The organism is Actinoplanes sp. SE50/110, from assembly GCF_900119315.1.
Taxonomy (GTDB): Bacteria; Actinomycetota; Actinomycetes; order Mycobacteriales; family Micromonosporaceae; genus Actinoplanes.
The window spans coordinates 4,518,416-4,544,947 of record NZ_LT827010.1 but is presented as its reverse complement, the minus strand read 5'-3'; the positions used below and the strand labels follow the sequence as shown (position 1 = coordinate 4,544,947).

General features: G+C 74.1%; 19 protein-coding genes. 8 read left to right on the top strand and 11 right to left on the bottom strand.

Going from position 1 to position 26,532, the window contains the following annotated elements:
• Positions 1 to 155: 155 nt before the first annotated feature.
• From sbnA to ACSP50_RS20055, 3 genes are all read left to right on the top strand, one after another.
• The gene (gene sbnA, locus ACSP50_RS20065; protein ID WP_014691089.1) at positions 156 to 1,166 is read left to right on the top strand and encodes a 2,3-diaminopropionate biosynthesis protein SbnA; all 1,011 of its coding nucleotides are present in this window, start codon (positions 156 to 158) and stop codon (positions 1,164 to 1,166) included.
• Positions 1,160 to 2,122, top strand: a complete 963-nt coding sequence (gene sbnB, locus ACSP50_RS20060) for a 2,3-diaminopropionate biosynthesis protein SbnB (RefSeq protein ID WP_014691088.1) — start codon at positions 1,160 to 1,162, stop codon at positions 2,120 to 2,122. The genes sbnA and sbnB overlap by 7 nt, the downstream gene beginning before the upstream one ends.
• Positions 2,123 to 2,306: 184 nt before the next feature.
• A complete protein-coding gene (locus ACSP50_RS20055) occupies positions 2,307 to 3,398 on the top strand; it encodes a M35 family metallo-endopeptidase (protein ID WP_157432789.1) in 1,092 nt (363 codons plus the stop codon).
• Positions 3,399 to 3,493: 95 nt separating this feature from the next.
• Here the strand turns inward: ACSP50_RS20055 and ACSP50_RS45090 are convergent, their stop codons facing one another.
• Complete coding sequence (locus tag ACSP50_RS45090) at positions 3,494 to 4,075, bottom strand: S8 family serine peptidase (RefSeq protein ID WP_014691086.1); 582 nt, start codon at positions 4,073 to 4,075, stop codon at positions 3,494 to 3,496.
• Positions 4,003 to 4,341, bottom strand: coding sequence for a hypothetical protein (locus ACSP50_RS45085; protein WP_369793935.1), 339 nt, complete (start codon positions 4,339 to 4,341; stop codon positions 4,003 to 4,005). The genes ACSP50_RS45090 and ACSP50_RS45085 overlap by 73 nt, the downstream gene beginning before the upstream one ends.
• A gap of 612 nt (positions 4,342 to 4,953) precedes the next feature.
• Here ACSP50_RS45085 and ACSP50_RS20045 point away from each other — a divergent pair.
• Complete coding sequence (locus tag ACSP50_RS20045) at positions 4,954 to 5,502, top strand: hypothetical protein (RefSeq protein ID WP_014691085.1); 549 nt, start codon at positions 4,954 to 4,956, stop codon at positions 5,500 to 5,502.
• A 62-nt stretch (positions 5,503 to 5,564) separates the two neighbouring features.
• Here the strand turns inward: ACSP50_RS20045 and ACSP50_RS20040 are convergent, their stop codons facing one another.
• The 6 genes from ACSP50_RS20040 to ACSP50_RS20015 all read right to left on the bottom strand — a co-directional run bounded on the left by ACSP50_RS20040 (position 5,565) and on the right by ACSP50_RS20015 (position 13,411).
• Positions 5,565 to 6,173 (bottom strand): response regulator transcription factor, encoded by a 609-nt coding sequence (locus ACSP50_RS20040; RefSeq protein WP_014691084.1) that lies wholly within the window; start codon positions 6,171 to 6,173, stop codon positions 5,565 to 5,567.
• A 79-nt stretch (positions 6,174 to 6,252) separates the two neighbouring features.
• Complete coding sequence (locus tag ACSP50_RS20035; protein ID WP_014691083.1) at positions 6,253 to 7,110, bottom strand: hypothetical protein; 858 nt, start codon at positions 7,108 to 7,110, stop codon at positions 6,253 to 6,255.
• 126 nt (positions 7,111 to 7,236) lie between these two features.
• Complete coding sequence (locus ACSP50_RS20030) at positions 7,237 to 7,446, bottom strand: MbtH family protein (protein ID WP_014691082.1); 210 nt, start codon at positions 7,444 to 7,446, stop codon at positions 7,237 to 7,239.
• A gap of 62 nt (positions 7,447 to 7,508) precedes the next feature.
• Positions 7,509 to 10,472 carry an AAA family ATPase gene (locus ACSP50_RS20025; protein ID WP_085945582.1) on the bottom strand — a complete coding sequence of 988 codons (2,964 nt, stop codon included), beginning with the start codon at positions 10,470 to 10,472 and terminating at the stop codon, positions 7,509 to 7,511.
• Between the two features lie 54 nt (positions 10,473 to 10,526).
• Positions 10,527 to 10,757: a hypothetical protein gene (locus ACSP50_RS20020; protein ID WP_014691080.1), complete on the bottom strand. Its 231-nt coding sequence runs from the start codon at positions 10,755 to 10,757 to the stop codon at positions 10,527 to 10,529.
• A 41-nt stretch (positions 10,758 to 10,798) separates the two neighbouring features.
• Positions 10,799 to 13,411, bottom strand: coding sequence for a type 2 lanthipeptide synthetase LanM family protein (locus ACSP50_RS20015; protein WP_014691079.1), 2,613 nt, complete (start codon positions 13,409 to 13,411; stop codon positions 10,799 to 10,801).
• 166 nt (positions 13,412 to 13,577) lie between these two features.
• On the opposite strand from ACSP50_RS20015, the gene ACSP50_RS20010 reads away from it, so the two are divergent.
• Both ACSP50_RS20010 and ACSP50_RS20005 read left to right on the top strand, forming a co-directional pair.
• Positions 13,578 to 14,570, top strand: coding sequence for a TauD/TfdA family dioxygenase (locus ACSP50_RS20010; protein ID WP_014691078.1), 993 nt, complete (start codon positions 13,578 to 13,580; stop codon positions 14,568 to 14,570).
• Positions 14,567 to 20,875 carry a non-ribosomal peptide synthetase gene (locus ACSP50_RS20005; protein WP_014691077.1) on the top strand — a complete coding sequence of 2,103 codons (6,309 nt, stop codon included), beginning with the start codon at positions 14,567 to 14,569 and terminating at the stop codon, positions 20,873 to 20,875. Before ACSP50_RS20010 ends, ACSP50_RS20005 begins: the two co-directional genes overlap by 4 nt.
• On the opposite strand, the gene ACSP50_RS20000 is transcribed toward ACSP50_RS20005, so the two are convergent.
• Positions 20,872 to 21,759 carry a protein G7c gene (locus tag ACSP50_RS20000; protein WP_014691076.1) on the bottom strand — a complete coding sequence of 296 codons (888 nt, stop codon included), beginning with the start codon at positions 21,757 to 21,759 and terminating at the stop codon, positions 20,872 to 20,874. The genes ACSP50_RS20005 and ACSP50_RS20000 overlap by 4 nt on opposite strands.
• A gap of 109 nt (positions 21,760 to 21,868) precedes the next feature.
• Between ACSP50_RS20000 and ACSP50_RS19995 the strand changes: the two genes are divergently transcribed.
• Together ACSP50_RS19995 and ACSP50_RS19990 are read left to right on the top strand one after the other, a co-directional pair.
• On the top strand, positions 21,869 to 22,330 hold the full coding sequence (locus ACSP50_RS19995; RefSeq protein ID WP_043511769.1) for a pyridoxamine 5'-phosphate oxidase family protein: 462 nt from the start codon (positions 21,869 to 21,871) through the stop codon (positions 22,328 to 22,330).
• Positions 22,331 to 22,401: 71 nt separating this feature from the next.
• Positions 22,402 to 23,448 carry a hypothetical protein gene (locus tag ACSP50_RS19990; protein ID WP_014691074.1) on the top strand — a complete coding sequence of 349 codons (1,047 nt, stop codon included), beginning with the start codon at positions 22,402 to 22,404 and terminating at the stop codon, positions 23,446 to 23,448.
• Between the two features lie 275 nt (positions 23,449 to 23,723).
• Here the strand turns inward: ACSP50_RS19990 and ACSP50_RS19985 are convergent, their stop codons facing one another.
• Together ACSP50_RS19985 and ACSP50_RS19980 are read right to left on the bottom strand one after the other, a co-directional pair.
• The gene (locus tag ACSP50_RS19985) at positions 23,724 to 25,844 is read right to left on the bottom strand and encodes a glycosyl hydrolase (RefSeq protein ID WP_014691073.1); all 2,121 of its coding nucleotides are present in this window, start codon (positions 25,842 to 25,844) and stop codon (positions 23,724 to 23,726) included.
• On the bottom strand, positions 25,841 to 26,509 hold the full coding sequence (locus tag ACSP50_RS19980) for an HlyD family efflux transporter periplasmic adaptor subunit (RefSeq protein ID WP_157432788.1): 669 nt from the start codon (positions 26,507 to 26,509) through the stop codon (positions 25,841 to 25,843). The genes ACSP50_RS19985 and ACSP50_RS19980 overlap by 4 nt, the downstream gene beginning before the upstream one ends.
• Between the last annotated feature and the right edge of the window lie 23 nt (positions 26,510 to 26,532).

Genomic DNA, 26,532 nt, shown 5'->3' with positions numbered 1-26,532 from the left:
CGCACCCTCCGGGGTTTGCGGGCCACACTCGTCGGATCATCAGGGTGCCGCCCGGGCGGCCGCCGGGTCAGAGAACAACCGGTGCCGGCCCGGTGCCGGCAAGACTGCGCGTCCTTCTCTGCGCCGCTGCCGTACCGTCCGACAAGGCTCGGTGCATGAAGACGCCGGCATTCGCCAGCGGGATCACCGGCACGATCGGTGCGACCCCGCTCGTCGAGCTCACGCGGCTCGGGGAGAGCAGTCCGCTCCGGGTGTTCGCGAAATTGGAAGGTCACAACCCCGGCGGCAGCATCAAGGACCGGTCCGCGCTCGAGATGATCCGGCACGGTGTCGCCGTCGGCCGGATCGTCCCGGGTCGCTCGGTGGTGGTGGAGTCCAGTTCCGGCAACCTCGGCATCGGACTCGCCCAGGTCTGCGCCTACTACGGGGTGCGGTTCGTGTGCGTGACCGACCCGCGGGCCAACCAGCAGAACATCGCGATCATGCGGGCGCTCGGGGCCGAGGTGGAGGTCGTGACCCGGCCCGACCCGGCGACCGGGGAATTCCTGCCGGCACGGATCGCCCGCGTCCGGGAGCTGGCGGCGGCCCTGCCGGGCGGCTACTGCCCGGACCAGTACTCCAGCCCGCTGAACCCGCAGGCCCACCATGCCACCATGCGGGAGATCGTCGAGGCGCTGCCGGCGCCACCCGACGTGCTGTTCTGCTCCACCGGATCGTTCGGGACGCTGCGCGGCTGCGCCGAATACGCGCGGGAGCAGCGGCTTGCGGTACGGATCGTGGCGGTGGACGCGGTGGGCAGCACGATCTTCGGCACGCCCCGTGGGCCCCGGGTCATCCCGGGGCACGGCGCGGCCGTACGTCCCGCCCTGTTCCGTGACGGGCTCGCCGACGAGGTGGTGCACGTCGACGACGCCGCCTGCGTGGTGGGGTGCCGGCGGCTCGTCGCGCTGGAGGCCATCCTCGCCGGCGGCTCCTCCGGCGCGGTCGTGGCGGCGCTGGACCGGGTTCGCGACCGGATCGCGCCGGGTTCGAGCTGTGTCCTGATCTTTCCGGACCGCGGCGAGCGCTACCTGGACACCATCTACGACGACGACTGGGTCGCCGAGCGGTTCGGCGACATCGCCCACCTGTGGAAGCAGAACGCCATGGAGGCCAGCCCGTGTTGATCCTGGGAAGAGCAGACGTCCAGCGCATCCTGGAGGATGCCGACGAGGAGGTGCTCCGGGCGGTCCGGGCGGCCTACCTGCGCCACGAGGAGGGCCGGACGGCGGTGCCGCACTCGGTCTTCCTGCGCTTCCCGGACGACGACCGGAACCGGATCATCGCGCTGCCGGCCTACCTGGGCGGCGACGACCCGGTGGCCGGCGTCAAGTGGATCGCCTCGTTCCCGGCGAACATCGGAGCCGGGCTGCCACGGGCGACCGCCGTCATGATCCTCAACTCGATGCGGACCGGCGCGCCGGAGGCCGTGCTGGCCGCCGAGACCATCTCGGCGCGACGGACCGCGGCCTCCGCGGCCCTGGCCGCCGGCACCCTGGCCCCGGACACGCCGGGAGTGACGCTGATCGGCTGCGGGGTGATCAACGCCGCGGTGCTGCGGTTCCTGCGTACGACGCTGCCGGAGTTGAGCACGGTGACCGTCTTCGACCTCGACGACGGGCGGGCACGGTCGTTCGCGGACCGGATCACCGGCCTCAAGGTGGAGGTGGCGCCGAGCATCGAGGCGGCGCTGGGCGCGCACCGGCTGGTCTCGTTGGCGACCACGGCGGCCCGGCCCCATCTGGACACCGACCACTGCCGGCCCGGGGCGGTCCTGCTGCACCTGTCGCTGCGGGACCTGCCGGTGCCCGCCGTGCTCGCGAGCTCGAACATCGTGGACGACGCCGACCACGTGTGCCGGGCCTCGACGTCGCTGCACCTGGCCGAGCAGGAGACCGGGCACCGCGACTTCATCAGCGGCTCACTGGGGTCGTTGCTGGCCGGGACGCCGTACCGGCGTCCCGCCGATCGGCTGACCGTGTTCTCGCCGTTCGGGCTGGGCATCCTGGACCTCGCCGTGGCCCGGCTGGTGCTCCGGCGGGCCACCGAGCGGGGCGCGGGCGTCGAGTTCGCCGGGTTCTGATCCGGGCCGGCGAGGCGGAGCCGACCGTCAGCCACGGTATGACCCATCAGGGATGAGCGAAATTCACCAATGAAACGAGATGATCACGTAAATAGAAGGCAATTGATGCCTGTGCATCGTCTCCCGCACCCCTGCCGCGAGGAAGGGGCATCCGCAGAAGTCGATGGCCGAGAAGGGAAACCACGTGCGCATCTCCCGACGTCAGCTCTGGACGGCCTGCCTCGCCGCCGGGCTGGCCATCCCGGCGGCCACCGCCGTCGCCACGAGCGCGGCGGCAGCCGGCAGCACCGCCGGCCTCACCGCGACCGTCCAGATCGGCCAGGTCACCGGCAGCGCCCTCACCGTGCACGTCACGGTGCGCAACACGTCACGGTCGGCGATCGACGTGCTGTCCCGGGACCTCCCGCAGGCCCGCGAGATCAAAGCCGTCCTGGCCGTCACCCGCGACGGTGTACCGGTGCCCTATCGCGGCAGGCTGGCCAAGCTCGCGGCGCCGACCGCGGCCGACTACACCCACATCCCGGCCGGTGGCACCTACGCGGCGACGGTGAACCTGGCGGACGACTATGACCTGTCACGGCCGGGAACCTTCACCGTCGCACTGGCATCGGCCCAGGTGCGGACCCTGAACGCGGCGACCGCGGCCCGTCCGGGCACACTGCGGGTCGACGCCGGTCCGGCCTCCGTCCGCACCAGCGCCGGCATCCGGCACGCCGGCAAGGCCGCCAGCGTCGCGCCGACCACCACCGAGCGGGTGAGCCTGGCGGCCGCCGCGGTCACCCTCACCTATCGCGGCTGCACCACCAGTGAGAAGACCGCCCTGAAGCTGGCCGTCAGCAACGCCGCGACGTTCTCGCAGAAGTCCACCACCTGGCTCGCGGCGAACCCGTCCGGCGGGGGCGCCTACGCCACCTGGTTCGGCGCCTACAGCTCGTCCCGGTTCAACCGGGTGACCTCGGCGTACAACAAGATCACCGGCGAGCTGACCGGCAAGACCGTGACGCTCGACTGCACCAGCACCGAGGACTACTACGCGTACGTCTACCCGGACGAGCCCTACATCATCTACCTGTGCAACGCGTTCTGGACGGCGCCGGCCACGGGCACCGACTCGAAGGCCGGAACCCTGGTCCACGAGTCGAGCCACTTCACCGTCAACGGCGGCACCGACGACCACGTGTACGGCCAGACGGCGGCCAGGCAGCTCGCCGCGTCGAACCCGGGCAACGCCGTCGACAACGCCGACAACTACGAGTACTTCGCCGAGAGTCGCTGACCCGCGATCGGCCGGCTCCGACCGGCCGCCCGTCATGACCGCACGCGGGGCTGTCCCGATCGGGACAGCCCCGCGTGCGGTGCCGGATCGCCGGATCAGGAGCCGGTGTAGAGCAGGCGGTTCGGCGAGCCGCTGCCGGCGCCGGTGACCACGCCGGTGGTGGCCGCGTTCACGATCGCCGCGTTCACCGTGGCGACCGAGGCGCCCGGGTACGCGGCCAGGTAGAGCGCCACCGCACCGGTCACGTGCGGGGCGGAGAAGGACGTTCCGCTTCCGGTGTACGTCGCGGTGTTGCCGGTCCGCCAGTCCGAGGTGATCGAGACGCCGGGGGCGAACAGGTCGAGCACCGAGCCGTAGTTCGACCAGGAGGCCCTGGCGTCGGAGCTGTCGGTGGCGCCGACGGTCAGCGCCTCGGTCACCCGGGCCGGGGAGCTCCCGCCGGCGTCGACTCCCGAGTTGCCGGCCGCGATGGCGTACGGAATCCCGGCGCCGATCGAACGGCGCACCGCCGCGTCCAGGGTGCTGCTGGTGCCGCCGCCGAGGCTGAGGTTGGCGACCGAGCGGCCGGGGGTGGCGTGGGCGGTCACCCAGTCGACGCCGGCGATCACCCCGGAGGTGCTGCCGGAGCCGTTGTTGTCCAGGACCCGGACGTCGACGAGATTCGCGCTCTTGGCCACGCCGTACGTGGTCCCGGCCGCGACACCGGCGACGACGTGCCGTGCCCGTTGCCGTCCTGCGCGACGTTGTCGCCGTCGACCGCGTCGTAGCCGTACGAGGCCCGGCCGCCGAAGTCCTGATGACTGACGGTGATGCCGGTGTCGACGACGTAGACGGTGACGCCGGCGCTCGGGCCGTACGAATAGGTGCCGCTCAGCGGCCGCGCCCGCTGGTCGATGCGGTCCAGGCCCCAGGGTGCGCCGCTCTGGGTGTCGGCGATCCGCACCCGCTGATCGGCCTCGACGGAGGCGACCGAGGGGTCGGCGGCGAGCCGGGCGGCCTGCGGCGCTCAGCTTGGCGGCCCACCCCTCGACGGCGTGGCCGAAGACGTGGGAGACGGTGCCGCCGTACCGCTTGGTGATCTGGTCCGCGCGGGTCTGGTCGGCCTCGCCGCGCTTGAGCACGACGACGTACGAGCCGCCGATCGCGGTGGCACTGTCCGCGTAGAGCACCGTTGCGGTCGCGGGGGCGGCGAAGGCCGGGGTCGTGAGGGAGAGGGCGAGCGTGATGCCGGCGAGGATCGCGGCACTGCGGGTAGCGGGGCGCATGGTGTCCTCCATGGTCGCGGCGCCCTGGCCGGGCACCTGGCGACGACAGCAGGAGCAGAAGTTTGATTGACGATCAACGATATGTAAGCCTCTCGGCAACGACCTTTGTCAATTTTCGTCACGATTGCGGAAAAGGCGAGGTCAGGCGTTGATGGTGACAGTTGTCAGCTTTCCGGACTGACGTCACTCACCCGCAACCGATGACAGCGCGCACTGGGCTGACCTCGAGTGGGCAGCCAGGCTTGTCGATGACAGTGAACCCAGGCGCATCGTTATCGCAGGAGAAACGGATGACACATCGGCAACGACTCTCGATGATCGCGGTCATGGTGGTGGCCGCGTTGGGACTCAGCTTCACGGGTGCGAGCGCGGCCGGCGCCGCCCCGGACACCCCGGTGGCCGCGCCACCGGTGACCGCCCTCGCCACCCCGATCACCGGCACGGCCACCGACGGCGGCTCCTTCGCCGGCAGCTTCACCCCGGCCCGGTTCGTCGCCCGCAACGGCAGGCTGCTGGCCACCGGCGTGCTTTCCGGTACGGTCAGGGACCCGTCCGGTGCACCCGTCGGCACGGTCAGCCGCACCGTCAGCCTGCCCGTGACCGTGGCGGCGGCGACCTGTCAGGTGCTCGACCTCGTACTGGGGCCGCTGCACCTGAACCTGCTCGGTCTGGTCGTCGACCTGAACCAGGTACACCTGCTGATCACCGCGGTGCAGGCGCCCGGCGACCTGCTCGGCAACCTGCTGTGCGCCATCACCCATCTGCTCGACGGCGCCCCGGCGGTGGGCCCGCTGGCCGCACTGCTCAATGCCGTCCTGGCCTTGCTGGGCCGGCTCTGACCCGTCCCGCTCCCGCCATCAGGACCGGCGCAGCGCACCCCGCCAGGTGCGCTGCGCCCCCGTTACGTCAGCCAGCCGGCGTTCTCGGCCAACCGGACCGCCTCCCAGCGGTTGCGGGCGCCGGTCTTGCGCAGGATCGCCGAGAGGTAGTTGCGCACGGTGCCCGGGCTCAGGTGCAACTCGGCGGCCATCTCGGTCGACGGCATCCCGGATGCGGCCACGCTGAGCACGGTGAGCTCGCGCGACGACAGTGGACTGCGCGGCGCCGTCACCATGGCCACGGCCAGGCTCGCGTCGATCACACGCTCACCCCGGACCAGGCGGCGGATGCCGCGGACCAGTTCGCACGGCGCGGCCTGGGTGTTGACCACGCCGTCGATGCGGCCGCCGAGCGCCCGGTTGAGCAGCACCGACTCGTCCGGGCCGGCCAGCGCCAGGGTGGCGCACCGCGGTTGACCGGCGGTGAACCGGGCGATCGTCGCCAGACCGTCGCCGGCCATCAGCGCAATGTTGATCACGGCCACGTCCGGCGACACGGCGCCGGCCATGTCGAGCGCCGGGCCGAGCGCGTCCAGATCGGCGACCACGTCCAGGTCGTCCTCCTGGGACAGCGTTGCGGTCAGGGCGCCGCGGAGCAGGGTCAAGGGTTCGACGAGCAGAATGCGGATCACGATGGCCTCCCAGCCGGGGTCGAAGAGCTTCGGTACGGCCGGATGCCGGCCGGTTTCCGGATCCCTGCGGGGAGGCTGGTCAGCGGGGAGGCCCCAGGTGGCGGACGGTGCGTCCGCGAGCGGGCAGAGGGGTGCCCCGGTGCGGCGTGGTGGCCGGGACGTCGGGCCACCACGATGAACAGACGATGGCCATCGCGGGCGCGTTGCCGCCACCGGCGTCACGGATCTGCCCGGTGGAGGCCGAGTGCTCGCCCGGCTGACCGGGCGAAGCCGGTACCGGGGCGCTCGGCGCTGGAGCGTACGGGGACGCGCGGCGAGGCGCCGGGGCGCCGGCGCCGGGCGTGGTCAGGATCGGCGTCCGGCGCACCGAGAAGGAGCTGGACCGCGGCATGCCCGGCCCGGGCGACGCGGCCGGCCCCGCCGGGCCGGCCGGTGAAACAGGCTCGTCCAGCTGGGGCAGCGCCTGTCGAACCGCGGCCGTCCGGGCCGGGACCATCGTGTCGGGGAGCACGGCCCGGCCGGTCTCGGACACGAGGTGATGCACCGGCTTCGTGGCGGCTCGCACCCGACGGACCGTCGCACCGGCCGAGGCGTGAACGGCGGCGACGACCGGGGCTGCGGCGCGGATGCGCGGCGCCGCGACCGTGCGACGCGGCGCCGCGATCGTGGGCCGGTGAACCTCGGCCCCGGGCACCGGTGCGTGGGCGACGGCTCTGGTGACGCCACCGGCCACGGTCGTGAGCGGGTCGACCGCGGCCGGCGCGCCGAGGGAGCCCGACGGCCGGTCCCCCACCCCGGTATCGGCACGCGCCGCATGATCGAAGAGGGTCAGCACGAGATACGCCGCGACGGCGACGCCGAGCAGCAGGAGCAGCCGGACGACGCGCCGGGTACCCCCGGGCGCGTGATCCTCTCCGTGCGCGGCTGGGTGTCGCATTCCCTTCGACTTACCCGGCCCGCACGCGCTGACACCTATCGATGAAACCAAGGACCCGGTGACGCCGCCGCGGCTTACCCGCCGGGTTGCGGGACCGTCCCGATCGCGACGGCGGGCGACAGGTGCTCAGGCACCGGCCATCAGGCGACGCAGGCTCAGCGGCCGCATGTCGGTCCAGACGCGGTCGATGTGGGCGAGGCACGTGGCCCGGTCACCGGTCGTGCCCTCGGCGGACCAGCCCGGCGGCAGGTCCCGGTCGGCCAACCAGATGGAGTACTGCTCCTCGTCGTTGACGACCACCCGGTAGGTGCGCTCGTCCGTCTGCTCGTCGTTCATGGCCGCCGTCCCTGTCTCCTACGGTGCCGGGCGATCCGGCTAATCGGAGCTTGCCCGCTGTGTCACGGCGGCGGCAGAGAAGAACCGGCAGCGCCGCCGACGATCTGTGCGGCCCAGTCCGCCAGCTCCACCCGGTTGGCCCGGCCGGTCTTGGTGATCAGGCTCGCGACATGTTTCTCGACGGTGCGCGGCGACAGGTGCAGCCGGCCGGCGAGCGCCCGGTTGCCGAGGCGTTCGACGAGCAGCCGGAGCACCTCGTACTCCCGGACGGTGACGCCGAGCTCGCGCAGTTCCCGGGGCACCTCGTCGGTTCCGCTGCGACGCTGGTTGACCGCTGCCCCGGCGCGGCGCAGCAGCGACCGGCAGGCGCTGGCGACCGGGACCACGTCGAGCCGGTGGAAGTACTCCTCGGCGGTCCGCAACCACGGCACCGGGTCGCCCCAGCCCCCGTCGAGCGCGGCCTCCCCGGCCAGCCGCAGGCACAGGTGCCGGGCCATCTCGTAGGGCTCGGCCGCGATGAGGGCCTCGTCGACCCCGGCCGCCGCCTCCCGCGCCCGGCGGGCCCGGCCCTCGGTCACCGCACCGGCGAGCAGGGCGAACTGCCTGTTCCAGCGGAGCGCACCGGCGGCCGATGGGACGACGCCGCGGGGCTGTGGCCGGCCGGGCCCGGAGAGCGCCGCGAGCAGCGGGCCGATGCCGTGCGCACCACCGAAGTGGCCGCTGACGTTGCCCTCGCCGCCGGCCCGGCTGCGGGCGAGCTCCCCGACCGCGCGCTCCCGGTCCTCTTCGAGCAGCGCGCAGAAGACGCGGGCCAGCCCGTACACGCGCGGCGCGTGCACCTCCGGGTCACCGCCCCAGCGCCGGAACTCGGCGATCGCGTCGTTCATCTCCCGGCGCCGACCCTGGTGGGCGCCGAGGATGGCGCGGGCGAGCAGCAGCAGCTGGGTGGTCTCGAACATCTTGAGGCGCATCGTGTCGCCCAGCGACCGGTCGATCAGGCTGCTCGCGGCCGGGAAGTCGCCGCGCAGCACGGTGTGCAGGGCGAGGTTGGTCTCGGCATGGTACCCGGCGGTGACGGCGCCGCAGGCCAGCGCGGCCTGCCGGGTCTTCTCCAGGGTTGCGGTGCTGCCGTCGCGGAGCGCCTCGTCGTGGCCCAGCCGGACCAGTGCGTGGATCTCCCAGATCGGCAGGTCGTGGCGGACCGCCAGGGCCCGGGAGCGTTCCAGGCACGCGGTCGCCTCGGCCGGGTCGCGGGCCCGGGTCAGCGCGCCGAGCAGCTGCCACGCCTGGCAGGCGACCACCGGCAGCGGCCGGGCCTCGGCCACCGCGGCCGCGTGCCGGGTCATCGCCTCGGCGCGGGCGAGGTTCTCCGCGCCGGGCCGGTCGACGAGGACGTGGGCCTCGACCACGTCGATCGGGACGGTGTCCTCGTCCGGCGCGCCCGGGCCGAGCGCGGCGCGGGCGAGCGACACCTGGCGCAGGCCGTCGTCGACGCGGCCGGCGACGTTGGCCGCCCAGGCGAGCCGGGTGTGCAGGTCGGCGCGGCGGCGTCGGTCGCGGCTGTCGGGCAGCTCGTCGAAACGGTCGGCCATCCCGAGCGCGCGCTCCATCTCCCCCGCCTCGGCCAGCGCCGGGACCAGTGCCTCGATGACCTCGGCCTGCACGGTCCGGTCCGGATGGTCGTCGAGCAGTTCACGGGCCCGGTCGAGCAGCCGCACCGCCGAGGAGGCGGCGCCCTGGGCCGCCGCCCGGCGGCCGGCTTCGAGGTAGCAGCGGGCGGCGGCGCCCGGTTCCTGGGCGCGCAGGCGCAGCGAGGCGGAGACCAGGCACCACTCGCCCGGCAGGCCGGGGTAGGCCTGCTCGACCGCGGCGGCGGCGCGCCGGGCCAGGTCGACGCGGTGGCCGGGGGTGAGGGTCCGCAGCAGCGCTTCGCCGTGCAGCGGATGCCGGAAGGCGTACCACCCGGGGGTCTGCTCGTCGGGGACCAGCAGCTGGCTGGCGACCTCGCCGTGCAGATGGTTGAGCAGCGTCCGGTCGTCGAGGCCGGAGACGGCGCGGACCAGGCCGAGCGGGAAACGCTTGCCGAGCACCGCGCCGATGGAGAGCAGGCCGCGCGCCGCCGGGTCGAGTTGCTCGACCCGGCGGGCGATGGTGCGCACCAGCGTGTCCGGCACGGCGGGCCGGATCGTCTCGGTCAGCCGCCAGGTGTCGCCCTCGCGAACCAGCTGCCCACTGTCGACGGCGGCGTCCAGCAGTTCCTCGACGAACAGCGGGGTTCCGGTGCTGTTCTCGGTGAGCCGGTCGATCAACGGCTGCGGCAGGTCGCCCGGGGAACAGCCCAGCCGGGACGCGGCCAGGCCGCGCACGCCCCCGGCGTCGAGCGGGCCCAGTGTCTCGATGACGGCGCTGCCGCGCTGTTCGGCGGCGAGCGCCAGGTCGAGGGCCGGGCAGGGTTCGCTGCGCACGGTGCAGAGCAGCACGGTGGCCTGGTGGTCGAGGTTGTCGGTGAGGTATTCGACGACGGCGAGGGTTTCGGCGTCGGCGTCCTGCAGGTCGTCGAGGACGATCAGGCAGCCCCGGTCCCGGCCGGCGAGCGCGGTGAGCCGCAGGACCGCCTCGGCGAGCACCATCAGCGGGACACCGCCCGAGGCGGCCGGGCCGTCGGCCCAGTCGGGGATGAGCCGGCCCAGGGCGCTGCGGTAGGGGCCGAGCTCGGTGACGTCGACCGGGTCGCCGCTGTGCACCAGGGACAGCAGCGCCTCGGTGAGTGACCGGAACGGAACGGTCAGCCCGACCATGCTGCCGCGCCCACGGAGCAGGCACATGTCGGCGGCGAAGGCCATGTCGGCGGCGGCCGCCGCGAGGCGGGACTTGCCGATGCCGCCCGCGCCGACGACGAACATGCTGCCGCCGTGCCCGGCGCGGGCCCTGGACAGCGTCTGCTGCACGGTGTGCAGTTCCTCGTCGCGTCCGGCCAGGTCCGGAGTACGGCGGCCGACGACTGCGTCACGCGACGATCGTTTCACGAGGAGTGATTATTCCCATCCCGCGCAGACACTGTCCAGGGACGTGAAACCGACTCAGCGGGGGTCCGGCGGGGGGCAGCAGGTGGTGCTGGCGATCCCGAACGCGGTGACCACCTCGGCGGCCCGCGCCTCGGTCCGGCCGGTGTCGGCCACGCCCACGCCGGCCACCAGAACGCCGGCCAGGACCGCGGCCTGCACCCCGAAAGGCACTCGGGCCACCAGGTCGAGCAGAGTGGATCGTGCGTCGGTCTCGGTGGTCTCGGTGGCCTGCCGGTCGTCTCGCATGGTGCTCCTCCTCGTCGATCCGTCGCGCGGGCGCGCGGCGGTCATCCTGTCCACTTGCCGGTCCGGCCCGGCTCGAGCAGCAACACCGAGGGCACCTGTGCGGAGAACCCCAGGCGGAGCAGCCCGTAGCCGATCCCGGCCAGTCCGTTGAGCAACCCGGGTGTGGCGACGCCGTCGGGCGCGCCGCAGCCGGGTCCGTGCCGTTCCAGCGCGTCGAGCACCAGGCCGGCCCGCCAGCGCAACACGCGCTGGACGAACCGGTCGGACTCGGCCGCCGCCAGTACGACGAGCGCCTCGGTGACGCCCAGTTCGCCGTGGCAGAGGCTGAGATCGCGCAGCACCGGCCGCCGGGTGAACCGCTGGGCGACCGCGGCCGGGTCGTCGCCCGCGCGGATCCCCCGGATAGCCACGATGCCCGCGGTCCCGGTGCACCAACCGTGGTCGTCGCCGGTTTCCGGCAGCGGCAGGGCGGCCGCCGCGGTGTCGTCGCCGCGGGCCCAGGCGATGCCGGCCCGGCCGTCGGCGAGCGCGTCGCCGGTCGGCCGCGGGAGGGTGGCGAGCCGGTCGGCGCAGGTCCTGGCGAGCTCGTCCGCGGCGGCCAGACCGAGTTCGCGGTGGACCGTGCGCATCGCGGCCAGGCACCCGGCGATCCCGCCGGCCAGTCCGGGCGGGCAGGGCGCGGCGACCGCCGCGGTGGCGGCCGCGACCCCGTAGGGAACGTCGTCGGCCAGTGCCGGCTCGTCGAGCAGCGCGGCGAGCCGGGTCAGGCCGTAACAGATGCCGCCGAAGCCGTCGTAGCCACCGGCGCCGACGTGGACGGCCAGATCGGGTCGTCCGGCGAGGGCCCGCAGCAGCGGACCGGCGGCGCCGGCCGCGCGCCGGGCGGTGTCCCGGTAGCGGCTGACCCCGGTGAGGCCGGCGAGCTGGGCCAGAAAGAGGGCCACGCCGAGGTAGCCGGTGGCCAGACCGGCGCCCATCGGCAGGACCATCCAGCGGGCGCCGTCGACGATCTCCAGGCCCAGCCAGTTCACCCGGTCGCCGTCGGCGATGCCCCGGGCGAGGATCTGGTCGGCGAGCCCGCACGCGGCGGTGAGCAGCCGGTCGGGGCCGGCCTCGGAGCCGGCGGCCGGGCCGGCCAGGAAGCCGGCGGCGCGATGCCCGTCGACCGGCTGCCGGGTGGCCAGCGTCGCCGAGACGATCCATTCCTGGTCCCGGCGGTCGGCGGTGTTCATGCCGGCGAGCACGGTGGCGGCGGCGTCGAGCCCGGTGCCGGGCAGCAGGCCGGGCAGCGGCGCGCCGGTCGAGGACCATACGTCGCGGCGCCCGGGCACGGCGGTGAAGACCGGGATGTCGCCGCGGCGCAGGTCGGCCAGCTCGTGCGGCACCAGCGGTCCGGGCTCGTCGGCCAGCAGCTCCGGATCGGTGGCCCGGTCCAGCAGCGCCGCGTACACGGCGGTCGGCCGGAACACCACGCGGACCGGCAGATCGGCGGCCTTGTCGAGAAGCCGCCGGAAGCTCTCCCGCCCGGCGCTGATGGCGTCGTAGCCGGCGCGCAGCCCGGCGCGCAGCGCCGTGTCGTAGTGGCCCGGGTCCAGCTCCCGTCCGTGGAGCCGGGGCAGGTTGTGCCCGGCGGCCTCGGCCGGGCGGGGTCGCAGCCGGCCGTCGGCCAGCTCCCAGTCCGGGCCGTCGGTGGAGTGCGTGCCCAGGCGACCGGACAGCCCGGAACAGTCGACGACGCCGGCCGGACCGACCGTGATCATCGGCAGCAGCCCGGTGCGGTAGACCGACGCGGCCAGCATCCGCCGCGCCGGGTCGGCACCCACCGCCGCGGGCGCGGAGTCCGGGTGGAACAGCGCCTCGGCGTCGATCAGCACCGGATGCTCGCCGCAGGCGATCAGGTTCTCGTGGTGCAGATCGACGGCCCGCACCGCGTGCAGCAGGGCCAGCAGGGCGCCGGCCCGGCGATAGAACCGCTCCGCGGCCGCCAGGCTGTCCAGCGGCAGGTGCTCGATGAATTCGGCGTAGCCGTAGCCGGCCCGGGTCACCGTCGCCGCGGTGCGCAGGCCGAGACCGGGCAGCGCACCGTCGAGCCAGGCGGTCAGTTCGGTCAGCAGCACGTACGCGTCCACCCCGCGCGGCTTGTAGATGACGTGCCGCCCGTCGGCGAAGGTCAGCCGCGCGACCGTCCGGCCGCCCTGATGCGGGTCGCCCAGCCCCGCGCGGACCTCGGTCAGCGGCCCCGGGTCCACCCCACCGAGCAGCACCCGGACCAGGTCGGCCCGGTCGGCGGCGTACCGGTGCAGCAGCTCCACCCTGGTCCGCACGGCCGTGCCGACGGTGCCGTGCAGACGCCCGGCCAGCCGCGGGTGGCGGGCCAGCAGGTCGTCGGGACCGTCGGCCAGGCGGGCCAGCAGGGCGGCGAGCCGCTGCGGGCCACCGGCGCCGGCCCGGTCGAACTCGGCCGCGACCGTGCTGCCGGCCTGCCTAGCCAGGCGGGTGCCGAGCTCGGCGGCGAACCCGTCGGCCAGCGCGCCCGCTTCGGCGGCGGGCACCTCGCGCACCTGCCCGGCCAGCAGGTCACGGGCGGGGGTGACCAGGCCACGCAGGCACGCGGCGAGGGCAGCCATCACGTCGTCGGTCACCGGCTCGGTCATGTCCACGACCCTGCCAGAGTCACCGGTCAGCGACATGCGTAGATGTCACCCAGGTTTTACCCGGGATCGCCGCCGTGCCCAGAGAAGAAGCGGCACCCACGTGCGCGGGCGTACCCCGCCGGTCGTTCTCTGCCGGACGCCGGGCACCCGCCGCGATGCTGGGCCGATGTGGACCCCAGTCGTGCCGGTCACGGATGCCGCAGCGGGATCTGACCTGGCCTTGCCCTACGTCATGTCGCCGGCGGCGCACATCCCGCCGGCCGCCTGTCCCGATGCCCTGGACACGCCGGCCATCCGCCGCCGGCTGCTCACCCACGGCGCCGTGCTGTTGCGCGGCTTTTCCGTCGACGGCGTCGACGGCTTCGACCGCGTCGTGCGCGCGATCGGCGGGGAACCCCTGGCCTACACCGAACGATCGTCCCCGCGCAGCACGATCAAGGGGCAGGTGTACACCTCCACGGACTATCCGCCGGAGGAGGAGATCTTCCTGCACAACGAGAACTCGTACCAGGCCCGGTGGCCGCTGACGCTGTTCTTCTACTGCGCGCAGCCGCCGGCGACCCGCGGGGCGACGCCGCTCGCCGACACCCGGACGGTGCTGCGGTTGATCGACCCGGCGGTCCGCGAGGAGTTCACCGCCCGGGGCTGGATGGTGGTCCGCAACTTCAGCGACGACTACGGCGTGCCCTGGCGGCAGGCGTTCGGCACCGAGGACCGCGCCGCCGTCGAGGCCTACTGCGCGGCCAACGGCATGGTGCCGGAGTGGACGGGCGGTACCGGTCTGCGGACCCGGGCCCGGCGCGAGGCGGTCCACCGGCACCCGGTGACCGGGGAGGCGGTCTGGTTCAACCATCTGACCTTCTTCCACGTCACCACGCTGGCCCCGGACATCAGCGAGGCGCTGCGCGAGATGCTGGACGAGGCGGATCTGCCGACCAACACCTACTACGGCGACGGCGCGCCGATTCCCGACGACGTGGTGGCCCACCTGCGGGACTGCTATCGGCGGGCGCTGCGCCGCTTCGACTGGCAGCGGGACGACGTGCTGGTGGTCGACAACATGCTGGCCGCACACGCCCGGGAGCCCTACACCGGGGCACGCCGCATCGCGGTGGCGATGACCGAGGCCTACGACGAGCGCTCCGGAGGCCAGGCGTGACGACCACTCCGGACACCCTGGTCCACCATCCCCTGTCGTATCCCCAGCAGCAGATCTGGTTCCTCGACCAGCTGCGCCCGGGCGCCGCGATCGACCAGCTGCTCTCGGCCGCGCTGCGGTTGCGCGGGCCGCTGGACGAGGCGGCGCTGGCCGGCGCGCTGACCGGCGTCGCGGCCCGCCACGACGTGCTGCGTTCCCGCTACGAGACGGTCGGGGACCGGGTCGTGCAGGTGCCCGGGCCGGTCGCCGACGTCGAGCTGTCGGTCACCGACCTCAGCGGCCTGACCGCCGCCGAGCGGGACCGCCGGCTGCACGAGATCCGGGTCGCCGAGCTGCGCGACCCGATCGACCTGCGCCGGCAGGCCCCGTGGCGGGCGGGACTGGTCCGGCTCGGCGACCGGGACACGGTCCTGCTGATCACCGTGCACCACATCGCGTTCGACGGCCTGTCCTGGATCCGGTTCGCCGAGGAACTCTCCGTGCTGTACGCCGCCGGCCGGTGCGGCGAGGAGCCGGTTCTGCCTTCGGTCCCCCGGCAGTACCACGAGGTGGCCCCGGGCGGGGACGGCCACGAGCTTGCCGGCCTCGACTACTGGCGGGAGCGGCTGGCCGGGCTGCCACCGCTGGAGCTGCCCACCGACCGGGCCCGGCCGGCCATCTGGGAGCCCGGCGGCGACAGCGTCGAGGTGACCGTGCCCGCCGGTGTGGCGCAGGGGTTGCGCCGGATCGGCAGCACCTGCCGGGCCACGCCGTTCATGGTGCACCTGGCGGCGTACCAGCTGCTGCTGGCCCGGCTCAGCGGCCGCGGCGACATCGCGGTCGGCGTCTCGGTCAACACCCGCACCGGCGCCGAGCAGGCGAACGTGATCGGCATGTTCGCCAACACCGTGGTGATGCGCACGACGATCGACCCGGCCGACGATTTCCCCGGGCTCGTGGAGCGGGTCCGCCGGGAGACCCTCGGCGCGTTCGGTCACCAGCACGTGCCGTTCGACCGGGTGGTGGCCGCCGTCGCGCCGGCCCGCGACCCCGCCCGCAACCCGCTGTTCCAGGCGGCGTTCCAGCTGGCCGGGCGCCGCCGGCAGTCGTTCGCGCTGGCCGGGCTGGCCGTCGAGACCTGCCCGCCGATCTGGGTGGGATCGCCGTTCGACCTGTCGCTGCACCTGGCCGAGAACCCCGACGGGTCGCTGACCGGCCAGCTCGTCTACGCGACCAGCCTGTTCAGCCGGACCCGCGCCGAGCAGATCGCGGCGGCCTACCTGCGGCTGCTGGCCGGGATCGCCGAGCGGGACACCCGGCCGGTCGGCGTCCTGCCGATCGTGCCCGACGACGAGCTGCACCGGTTCGCCGTGTGGAACAGCACCGCGCTGGAGCGGCCGACCGAGTCCCTGCCGGAGCTGTTCCTGCGCCGGGCCGCGGCGACCCCCGACGCGGTGGCCGTGCGCGGCGACGCCGGCGAGCTCACCTACGCCGAGCTGGCGGGCCGGGCCCGCGCGCTCGCCGGCGACCTGCGCCGGCGCGGAGTGACCGCCGAGGTCCCGGTCGGTGTCGCCCTGGAGCGCACCGGCGACCTCGCCACCGCCGTCCTCGCCGTGCTGCTGGCCGGCGGCGTCTACGTGCCGCTGTCACCGGAGTATCCGGCCGACCGGCTGGCATACATGATCGCCGATTCGGGCGCCGCGCTGATCCTCACCTCCCGGGCCGTCGAGGAGCGCCTGCCGGCCGGCCTCCCGGTGCTCCGGATGGACGGCGCACGCCCGGCCGCGCCCGAGCCGGAACTGCCCGCGATCGCCGGCGACCAGGCGGCCTACCTGGTCTACACCTCCGGGTCGACCGGGCGACCCAAGGGCGTCGTGGTCACCCACGCCGGTATCCGCAACCGGGTCCTCTGGTCGGTCGAGCGGTACCGGATGACCGACGCCGACCGGCTGCTGCACAAGACCACGATCGGCTTCGACGCCGCCGTGTGGGAGATCCTGGCCCCGCTGGTGTCGGGCGGCTCGGTGGTGATGGCCCCACCGGAGGGCCACCGGGACCCCGCCGTCATGATCGACGCGGTGATCCGCGGCGGCGCGACGATGCTGCAGGTCGTGCCGTCGGTGCTGCGTCTGCTGGTCGCCGACGCGCGCCTGGCCGAATGCACTTCGCTGCGGGTGATCTGCTCCGCCGGGGAGGCGTTGCCGGCCGAGCTCTGCCGGCGGCTGACCGGGATCCTGCCGGTCGAGGTGGTCAACACGTACGGGCCGACCGAGTGCTCGATCGACGCCACCGCCTGGACCTGGTCGCCCGCCGACCGCACGCCGACGGTCCCGATCGGATCGCCGCTACCCAACACCCGGGGGTACGTGGTGGACCGCGACGGCGGACTCGTCGGCATCGGGGTCCCCGGCGAGCTGCGTCTGGGCGGCACCGGCCTGGCCCGCGGCTACCGCGGCCGGCCCGGGCTGACCGCCGAGCGGTTCAGCCCGGACCCGTACGCGGGCATCCCGGGCGCGCGCTGGTACCACACCGGTGACCTGGTGCGTTGGCGGGCGGACGGCGCCCTGGAGTTCCTCGGCCGCACCGACGACCAGGTGAAGGTCAACGGGGTACGGGTGGAGCCGGATGAGGTGCGCGCCGCGATCGAGGAGCACCCCGAGGTCGAGGCGGCCACGGTGATCGCCCGGCGGACGGAAGCGGGCGAGACGCTGCTCACCGCGTACGTGGTGCCGGCTGTACCGGCCGACCTGCGCGACCGCCTCGGGGACCGGCTGCCGGCCGCGATGGTGCCGGCCGGGTTCGTCGCGCTCGGCGCGCTGCCGCTGACCGCCAACGGCAAGGTCGACCGGGCGGCACTGCCGGATCCGGCCGCGACGGACCCGGCCACCCCGGCCGGGCGCGCGCCGCGGACCCCGCTCGAGCACGAGCTGACCCGGATGACGGCCGAGGTGCTGGGCGTCGAGACGGTCGGGGTCACCGACAACTTCTTCGCGCTCGGCGGGCACTCGATGGTGGCGATCCGGCTGGTGCTGCGGGTGCGGCGGGCGCTGGGCGTCGCCCTGTCGGTGGGTGACTTCCTGGCCCGCCCGACCGTCGAGGCCCTGGCCGCGTGGCTCGACGAGACCGCTGCCCCGGACGCCGGGGACACCGCCGACGACCCGCGGGCGATCCGGCCGGTGCCGCGCGACCGGCCGCTGCCGCTCTCCCCCGGCCAGCAGCGGCTCTGGTTCCTCGACCGGCTCACCCCGGACTCCGCGGAGTATCTGATCCCGCTGGCGCTGCGGGTGCGGGGCCCGCTCGACGCCCCGCGGCTGCGCCGGGCGCTGCACGACGTCACCGCCCGCCACGAGGTGCTGCGGACCCGCTACGCCGAGCGCGACGGCGAGCCGGTGCAGGTGATCGACGAGCCCGGCCCGATCGCCTTCGAGGAGGTCGACCTGTCCGGCCGCCCGGACGCCGAGAGCACCGGCCTCGATCTGATCGAACGCGCCGCCGCCCGCCCCTTCGACCTGACCCGCGAGCAGCCGCTGCGGGTCACCCTGATCCGGGTCGGTCACGAGGACCACCTGCTGCTCGTCCTGCTGCACCACATCGCCTTCGACGCCTGGTCGATGGGCATCTTCCTGCGCGACCTGGAGGCCGCCTGCACCGGGCAGCTGCCGCCGGCCCCGCCGATCCAGTACGCGGACCTCGCCGCGTGGCAGCACGACCACGCCGGCGACACCGCCGGGCAGCTGGAACACTGGCGGGAACGGCTCACCGGGCTCACCCCGGTGGAGCTGATCACCGACCGGCCGCGGGGCGCGCAGCGTGACCCGAGCGGGGCGATCCTGCGCGTCGACGTACCCGACGACCTGGCCCGCAAGCTGGTCGAGCTGGCCGGCGCCCGCGACGCCACCCCGTTCATGCTGCTGCTCGCGGCGTTCCAGGCGCTGCTCGCGCGCTACACCGCAAGCACCGACATCGCGGTGGGCTCGCCGGTGGCCGGGCGCACCCGGCCGGAGACCGAGGATCTGGTCGGCTTCCTCACCAACACCCTGGTGCTGCGGGCCGACCTGAGCGGCGATCCCCGGTTCACCGCGCTGCTGGCGCAGGTCCGGGCGACGGCCCTGGACGCGTACGCCCACCAGGACGTGCCGTTCGAGCAGCTGGTCGACACCCTGCAGCCGGACCGGGACCTGTCGCGCAACCCGCTCTTCCAGATCATGTTCGACGTGCAGCACCTCGACCGTTTCCCGGCGACCCTGGGCGGCGCGGCGATCGAGGCGCTGCGGGCGGGTGCCGCGGTGGCCAAGTTCGACCTCACGCTGACCGTCCAGCAGCGGGCCGGCGACCGGCTGCGCTGCGTCTTCGAGTACGCCACCGAGCTGTTCGACGCCGCCACCGTCGACCGGCTGGCCGGCCACTACCTGCGGCTGCTGGCCGGTGTCGTGGCCGATCCGGACGTCCGGCTCAGCGAGGTGGACCTGCTCGGCGAGCAGGATCGGCGGCTGCTGCGGCAGGGTGCGCCGGCCCCGCGGGAACCCCGCTGCGTGCCCCAGCTCTTCGAGGAGCAGGTCGCACGCACCCCGTACGCGATCGCGGCCGTGCACGGCGCCGAGACCCTGACCTACGCGCAGCTCAACGAGCGGGCCAACGCCTTCGCCCGGTATCTGCGGGGCCGCGGGGTGACCCCGGAGACCGCGGTGGCGGTCTGCCTGGAGCGCGGCCTCGAGGCGGTGATCGCGCTGCTCGGGGTGCTCAAGTCGGGTGGTGTGTACGCGCCGCTGGACCCGGGCCACCCGGCCGACCGCCTGGCGACCACGATCGCCGACGCGGACGCCCGGATCGTCGTCACCACCGCGGAGCTCGCCGCCCGGTTCACCGCGGACACCTACGAGGTGGTGACACACTTCGCCGACCGCAGCGAGACGAACCCGCGGCCGGTCGCGGGCCCCGGCAACCTGGCGTACCTGATCTACACCTCGGGGTCGACCGGCCGCCCCAAGGCCGTGATGATCGACCATCAGGCGTACGCCCACCACTGCCGGGTGATCGCCGAGGCGTACGACATCACGCCGCGCGACCGGGTGGTCCTGCTCTCCGCGCTCACCTTCGACGTGGCCATGGACCAGATCGCGGCGACGCTGCTGGCCGGTGCGACGATCGTGGTCAGCGACCCGGTCTTCTGGCCGCCGGCCGAGCTGCCCGGCAAGATCGCCCGGTACGGCATCACCATCATGGAGATCACCCCGGCGTACTACCGCGAGGTGCTGGAGTACGACGTCGGCGAGCTGCGCGGGCTCAAGCTCATGAACGTGGGCAGTGACGTCGTCACGGTCGCCGACGCCCGGCGCTGGCACGAGACCGGGCTGCCCGGCCGGTTCCTGTGCAACTACGGGCCGACCGAGGCGACCGTGACCTGCCTGCTGCACCCGGTCCGGGGGGCGCTCCCCGGCGAGCATCCGTCGGCGGCCCTGCCGATCGGCCGGCCGGTGGACGGCACCCGCGCCTACGTGCTCGACCGGGATCTGCGGCCGTTGCCGGTCGGGGTGCCGGGCGAGCTGTGCCTGGGCGGCATCCGGCTGGCCCGCGGCTATCGCGGCCGGCCCGGGCTGACCGCGGCCCAGTTCGTGCCCGACCCGCTGTCCGGCGAGCCGGGGGCCCGGCTGTACCGCACCGGCGACCTGGTCCGCCTGCGCGCCGACGGCACGGTGGAGTTCCTCGGCCGGATCGACCAGCAGGTCAAGATCCGCGGGCTGCGGATGGAGCTCGGGGAGATCGAGGCGGCCCTGGCCCGGCATCCCGGGGTGCAGGCCGCGGCCGTGACGGTCGTCGAGCTGGTCCCCGGCGACAAGAGCCTGGCCGCGTACGTGGTCGGCCGGCCGGGCGCCGAGCCGTCCGCCGACGAGCTGCGCGCGCACCTGCAGGCGCTGCTGCCGGAGAACATGGTCCCGGCGTGGTGGACGATGCTGCCGGCCCTGCCGCTGACCGCCAGCAAGAAGGTGGACCGCAAGGCGCTGCCCGTCCCGGAGCCGCTCGGCGCCGGGCCGAAACGCCCACCCCGCAACCCCGCCGAGCGGATCGTCGCGGACATCTGGGGCGAGGTGCTGCGCTGCGAGACGGTCGGCATCGACGACGACTTCTTCGCCGTCGGCGGGCATTCGCTGCTGGCCACCCGGGTGCTGGCCCGCCTGCAGCAGGCCTTCGCCGTCCGGCTCCCGCTGCGCTGCCTGTTCGAGGCGCGGACGGTCGCCGCCCTGGCCGCGGCGGTCGAGGCGGCGGTCGAGGCGGACATCGCCGGGCTCTCCGACGCGGAGGTGGCCGACCTGATGGCCCGCGGTTAGGCGGGACGCGTGCTCCTGCTCGCGCCGGCCGGGCCGAACGTCAGGTCGGCGCCGAGCAGGAGCTGCGACTGCCAGGCCGGGACGGCGGCCCGGATCTCGTCGAGGAACTTGCGGGTCGCCTGCTCGGCGACCTGCGCGGCGACCTGGTGCAGCCCCGGGTGCGGCGACAGGATCGAGACCGGGAAGTCCTTGCTGATGCCGCCACTGCCGGGCCCGGAGTCGAGCGGCCCGCCGTGCCGGCACTTGCTCGCCAGCACGAGCGGGACGCGGTCCTCACCGCCGTAGTACCCGCTGGTCAGCTTGGTGGTGATCAGGATGCCGCCCAGCGTGCAGGTGTTCTCCAGAATGCCGGCGACCGGCCCGATCACCCGGCCGGGGACGCCGAGGTCCGGGTCGGGACCCCGGTTGCCCAGCTCCACCCAGTTGGAGTGGGCGTAGAAGTCCTGGATCGGGTGCAGCGCCGTACCGAGACGGCCGCGGGCTGCCGCGCCGTCGCCCGCGGTCAGGGCGGCCAGCAGCGCTGCCCGGTTGGCCAGCACGAACCTCTGACCCCCGTCGAAGTTCTCCCCGTCGAAGTGCTTGTCCGAGGAGACCTGGTCGTCGTCGACCGCCTTGTCCGCGGCGACGATCTCCTCGATCGCGGCCCGCATCCGCGGGGTCGGCTCGGCCACCCCGAAATAGGAGCCGAGGGCCTGGGTCACCGCGTGCTCGGTGATGCTCCGGTGGGTCTGCACGCCGAGCGGGATCGGGCTGGGCACGAAGGACAGGTCGGGAGCGAAGGCCTGCGCCGGCTCGGCCGGCAGTGCCACCTGAGCCGGGACCAGGCCGATCAGGGTGGCGCAGAGAGCCGTCCGCCACCGGCGCTTTCGTTGGCTGTCCCGCATGGGCCGAAGGTAGGCGGCGCGATGTCGCGCTGTCCCGGGAATCGCCCGATCACCCTCGGCCGGGGACGGCCCGGTGGCGGCGGGCGCCGGTGGGGCGCAGCCTGGACCGGTGGACGACATCCGGGAGTACGCGCGCTCGCTGATCGCGACGAACCTGTATCTGACCCTGGGCACCGCGGATGCGGACGGCCTGCCGTGGACCTCGCCGGTCTATTTCGCGCCGGGGGACGCGCTGCACGAGTTCTACTGGGTGTCGGCGACCGACGCCCGGCATTCGCTGAACCTGGCCGTCCGGCCGCAGGCCAGCCTGGTCGTCTTCGACTCGACGGTGGAGCCGTACCGAGGCCGGGCGCTGTACGCCGAGGGCACCACCGCTCCGGCGACGAACCTGAACCACTATCCCCGCAGCGGGGCACGGGTGTCCGCCGAGGACGTCTCGGGTGCCTCCCCGTACCGGATGTACCTGCTCACCGCTACCGCGATGTGGGTGTTGTGCGCCCGCGAGCCGGGGCTGCCGTGCGCTCTGCACGGCCGGGCCGAGGATCACCGTACTCCGGTTCCGCTCGGCTGACCGCACCCCCGACGGCGAGCGGTCACGGCCTGACGTACCCGGCTCGACTCCGCCTGACACAATGGGTATCGATGAATGCCTCATCGACGGAACCGCTGCCACCGTGGTGGAAGAAGGTCCATGACACCGCCCAACTGCTGGCCTCTCAGCTCAATGCGGCCGTGGGACAGGCCTCCCGGGATGGCGTCTACACCCCGCCGCCGGGCTCACCGCCGCCGCGGCGGCGCCGACAGGCCGCCTCGCTGCGTCACCTGGCCGAGGTGATCCGTACCCATCGTCTTGCCCCCGGAATGTCGGTCGACAAGGACGACATCGCGGCGGTCCTCGCCGGCGACCCGCGCCGGATCACCGATCCGGTCCTGGTGATCGCGGTCGCCCGAGCCGCGCATCAGATCGCCGATCTGCCCTTCACCGACGACGACGCCGACCGGCTCAGGGTCGCCAGCGCCCACGTCGCGGCGCTCACCGACGTGGCACGGCAGGCGGACGAGAAGGCGCCGCGCACCGTGCCGGCGCGCCTCAAGCCCGTAGAGCCCCCGGTCATCGACGCGTACTTCACCACTCGCCGACCCCGGAGGCGGTGGCCATTGGTGGCCACCGCCTCCGGCTCGGTGCTGCTCGCCGGCATCGGCACCTTTCTTGTCCTCGGCGATCGCAAGAGCGAGAAACCCTCGCCGCCGTCCGCAACGGAAACCCGGCCGGCACCGGTGGCCGCCGACGCCGAGTGCCGGCTGGGCGCCACCGACGACGACATCATCGCGAACACCCCGGCGCTCTTCGACGACGACCGGGCCACCCGGCTCAGTCCCACCCTCGACTTCGACCAGATGAACGGCTCGGCCCGCTACGCCCGGCACGACGGCCGGACCTACTACTGGGGACGGGCCGGGTCCGACGACCAGGATCCGCACGCCGGCGGTGCCCGCATCCGGTGGAGCACCCCCGACGGCCGCTGGCGCAGCTGCGCCAGCGCGCTGGCCACGACAGAGCGGGGTTACGTCCACACGCCGGCAGTCGCCACCACCATCGGGGGGCAGCCGATCACGGTTCAGATCTGCCTCTGGCGCGACGAGCCGCGCCGGGAGAACTGCACCCAGCAGATCTCCAACGGCCGCTGAGCCACCCCCGCAGACCGGACCCGGCTGGTCAGGGTCCTCCCCGGCGGGCACGCGGGATGCGTTCGAACCCTCGGCCAGGGCGGTAGGTGAGCAGGCTGTGGTCGCGGCCCGATCGCGGACCTCGCCGGCATCCGCGCCGCCGTCTGGATCATCGCCGCGCTCATCGGCCACATCCGGCCTGGTGGCCTGTCAAGTCGCTCACCGGCGCCCGCGGCCCGAGCTACCGCGGGAGCTGACCGGGGTGCGCGCTCGTGCCGCGCACCCCGGTGACAGCTCTATCCGGCCGGCGGCCGGACCACCCGGGAGTTGCCGGTCGAGCCGAACGCCAGCGACCCCAGCGGCGCGGGAACACCGGGCTGTGGTGGGCCGAGCACCGCCAGCGCCTCGACCCAGTAGCGGACCATCGCCCGGCTGGTGCTGTCCTCACGGCTGACTCCCGCGTCGAGCCGGCGGCGCGCGGCCGCCGGGTCGGACAGCGCCAGGTCGGCGGCGAAGAGGTCGCCCCAGACGCTCGGGCGGGCACCCAGCTCACGCTGGCGGGCCTCGGACGGGCCGCGGTAGAACGAGCCGGCGGTCAGCGGGAGCAGCTGAATGCCGAGAACCGACTCCGGTTTCGGGTCGAACCAGGTGGCGTAGTCGATTTTGGCATCCCAGACGATCCCGGCGGTGGTGTGCGCGTATCCCGGCGGCCGGGTCAGCCCGGCGCCGAGCCAATACATCCGGGCCGTCGCCGCCTCCATGGCGTAGTGGGTGACGCCGTACCCGGTCATCGCCTTGTCGCCCCGGACCAGCCCCCAGCGGGCCACCGCCTCCCACGCGGCCACCGCCTCGCTCGACGACTCCTGGTTGTTGCCGTCGGCGAACGGCGCGAAGCCCGAGGCGGCCGAGCTGCCCAGATAGGCGTTGAAGGCGCGGAACGGGGGCAGCCCGGACGCCGGCCCGATCGCGAGCGACCCGGCGTAGTCACGGACGATCAGGTCGATCACGTCGCCGTAGTCGCGGGCGAACAGCGGATCGGCCGACGCCAGCACGGATGCGGCGCGGACCAGGTAGCCGTACTGGAAATGATGGTCGTTGTAGTCCTGGGCGCCGAACTCGGCCGGCACGGCGATCAGCCCGCCCCACGTCCCGTCGTAGCCGAAGTAGCGCCCGTCGGACGGCCCGGAGCAGGTCAGCCAGTCGATCAGTAGCGGCCGCAGCCGGGCGAGCGCCGCCGTCCGCTCCGCCTTCGCACCCACCGCTGCCGCCACCTCGGCGATGGTGGCGAGCCGGCCGAGTTCCTTGAGCCCGAAGTAGCTGCCGCCCGCGCCCCCCGGGTCCGCCAGGTCCCGCCCGAGGTCGTCGCGGACCGCGCGGCTCGCCGCCGCATTCAGCGGCACCTGCGGCACGGCGGTCAGCAGCCCCGGCATCGGCACCCGCACCCGCACCGTGTCGGCGGAGACCAGCGACATCGTCCCGCGAGCGTCCGGGTAGGAACCGGCCACGGCGGCCGGTCCGGCCAGCAGCCCGCTCTGCTGGTGCGGCAACAGCGCCCACACCCCGGCGCCGCCGCCGGCTCGCCGGGCCGTGAGGGTCTGGGTGACCGTCCCCGCCGCGGCGTCGTAGTCCATCGCCGCCGTGGTTTGCACCACCGGATCGGCGGTGCTGGCCCGTTCCCAGCTCGCCCGGTCGCTGCCGTCCGGCACCCGGGCGACGGCCAGGTTCTCACCGGACCCGGTGACCGTGGCGCCGCTGAGGCCCAGGCCGTCGCCGATGACGTCCCACCGGCCGCCGGCGATGTCGAGCCGGACACGTGAGGCCGTGCTCCCCACGTCCCGGAAGGCGCCGGTCAGGCTGGGCGTCGCGCCCTGGAAGCGGAGCCAGACCACCGGGCTGCCCTGCACCAGGGTGGCGTCGACCGACCCCCCACCGGCCAGGCCCACGCGCAGCACGACGTGGAACGCGCCGTAGCCGGCGACCTGCACCGCCCCGGTCGCGGCGCCGACGGTCAGCGCCGGAAGAAACGGCGTCGTGACGGCGTTGGCGGAGGCCGTGACCGGCGCGCCGCTGATCTGCACGCCCACGTCAGCGGCTCGCACCGCCAGCGGATGCGTCCAGATCGGCTGGGTACGCGGTCCGGTCAGCGCGGAACTCCACCACTGGTTGGTCGGGACCGCCCGGCCGGCGAGACCACCGGCCTGGTCCGGGTTCTTCGTCGGCCGGTCCGCGGCCGGCAGGGTATCGGCGATGCTGCCGTCACCGGACACCTTGGGCACGCCGATCGGAGACGCCGAGACGTCCTCCATGACCGGGCCGGCGTCCGGCGCCGGTGCTCGACCGGCCGGCTCGGCAGAGCAGGCGGCCACCGTGACGAGTGCCGTCACCACCACGGCCGCGGCCAGGACACGAGGGATCATGCGCTGTTCACCGCCGGGGTGGCACCGACGGCCGTGGTGGTGTCCACCACGGCGTGGAACCGGAGTCCCGGCACGAGCGTGCGCACGGTCGGCAGGGCGGCCGGGTCGGGCCGCAACACGACGGTGAGCAGGTCGGAGGGCGCGGTCGCCCCGCCACTGCCGACCTTGGGCTCGACCTCTTCGAGCATGGTGGCGATCCGGCCGGGCAGACCGGGCCCGGAGACGTAGGCGGTCATCCCCAGCCGGAGCTCGCGCAGCGTCTCGAGCGGCACATCGACGCGGAAGGTGAGCTGGGACGGGTCGTACAGGGTGACGATCGGTTCGCCGGCTCGGGCGATCTGCCCCGGTGCGATGTTGATCTCGGTGACGATGCCGGCAGCCGGCGCCTTCAGTTGCTGCACCCGTGGCCCGCCGCCGGCGGCGGTGTGGGTGATCGTGACGACGGGCGCGCCGGCGGTCACGCTGTCGCGATCGGCGATCAGCACCCGGTTGACGACCGAGGCGTCGGGCGAACCCACGGTGATCGGCTGGGCGGCCAGCACCGCCGTGCCGGCGTCCAGCATGTTCCGCTCGGCGTATCGTTGCCGCACGATGCGCGTGCCGCCCGCGACGGCCGACGCCAGCAGGATCAGGACCACGGCCAGGGTGCGCACGAATCGCAGCACAGCCCGCCACCGCTTTCTCGGCG

Excerpts from the sequence above, each read along its gene's own strand:
- ACSP50_RS20015 (WP_014691079.1), bottom strand. The coding sequence starts at position 13,411 with ATGACCGAGCCGGTGACCGACGACGTGATGGCTGCCCTCGCCGCGTGC.
- sbnA (WP_014691089.1), top strand. The coding sequence starts at position 156 with ATGAAGACGCCGGCATTCGCCAGCGGGATCACCGGCACGATCGGTGCG.
- ACSP50_RS20010 (WP_014691078.1), top strand. The coding sequence starts at position 13,578 with ATGTGGACCCCAGTCGTGCCGGTCACGGATGCCGCAGCGGGATCTGAC.
- ACSP50_RS20030 (WP_014691082.1), bottom strand. The coding sequence starts at position 7,446 with ATGAACGACGAGCAGACGGACGAGCGCACCTACCGGGTGGTCGTCAAC.
- ACSP50_RS20020 (WP_014691080.1), bottom strand. The coding sequence starts at position 10,757 with ATGCGAGACGACCGGCAGGCCACCGAGACCACCGAGACCGACGCACGA.
- ACSP50_RS20000 (WP_014691076.1), bottom strand. The coding sequence starts at position 21,759 with ATGCGGGACAGCCAACGAAAGCGCCGGTGGCGGACGGCTCTCTGCGCC.
- ACSP50_RS19990 (WP_014691074.1), top strand. The coding sequence starts at position 22,402 with ATGAATGCCTCATCGACGGAACCGCTGCCACCGTGGTGGAAGAAGGTC.
- ACSP50_RS20035 (WP_014691083.1), bottom strand. The coding sequence starts at position 7,110 with ATGCGACACCCAGCCGCGCACGGAGAGGATCACGCGCCCGGGGGTACC.
- ACSP50_RS20045 (WP_014691085.1), top strand. The coding sequence starts at position 4,954 with ATGACACATCGGCAACGACTCTCGATGATCGCGGTCATGGTGGTGGCC.
- ACSP50_RS19985 (WP_014691073.1), bottom strand. The coding sequence starts at position 25,844 with ATGATCCCTCGTGTCCTGGCCGCGGCCGTGGTGGTGACGGCACTCGTC.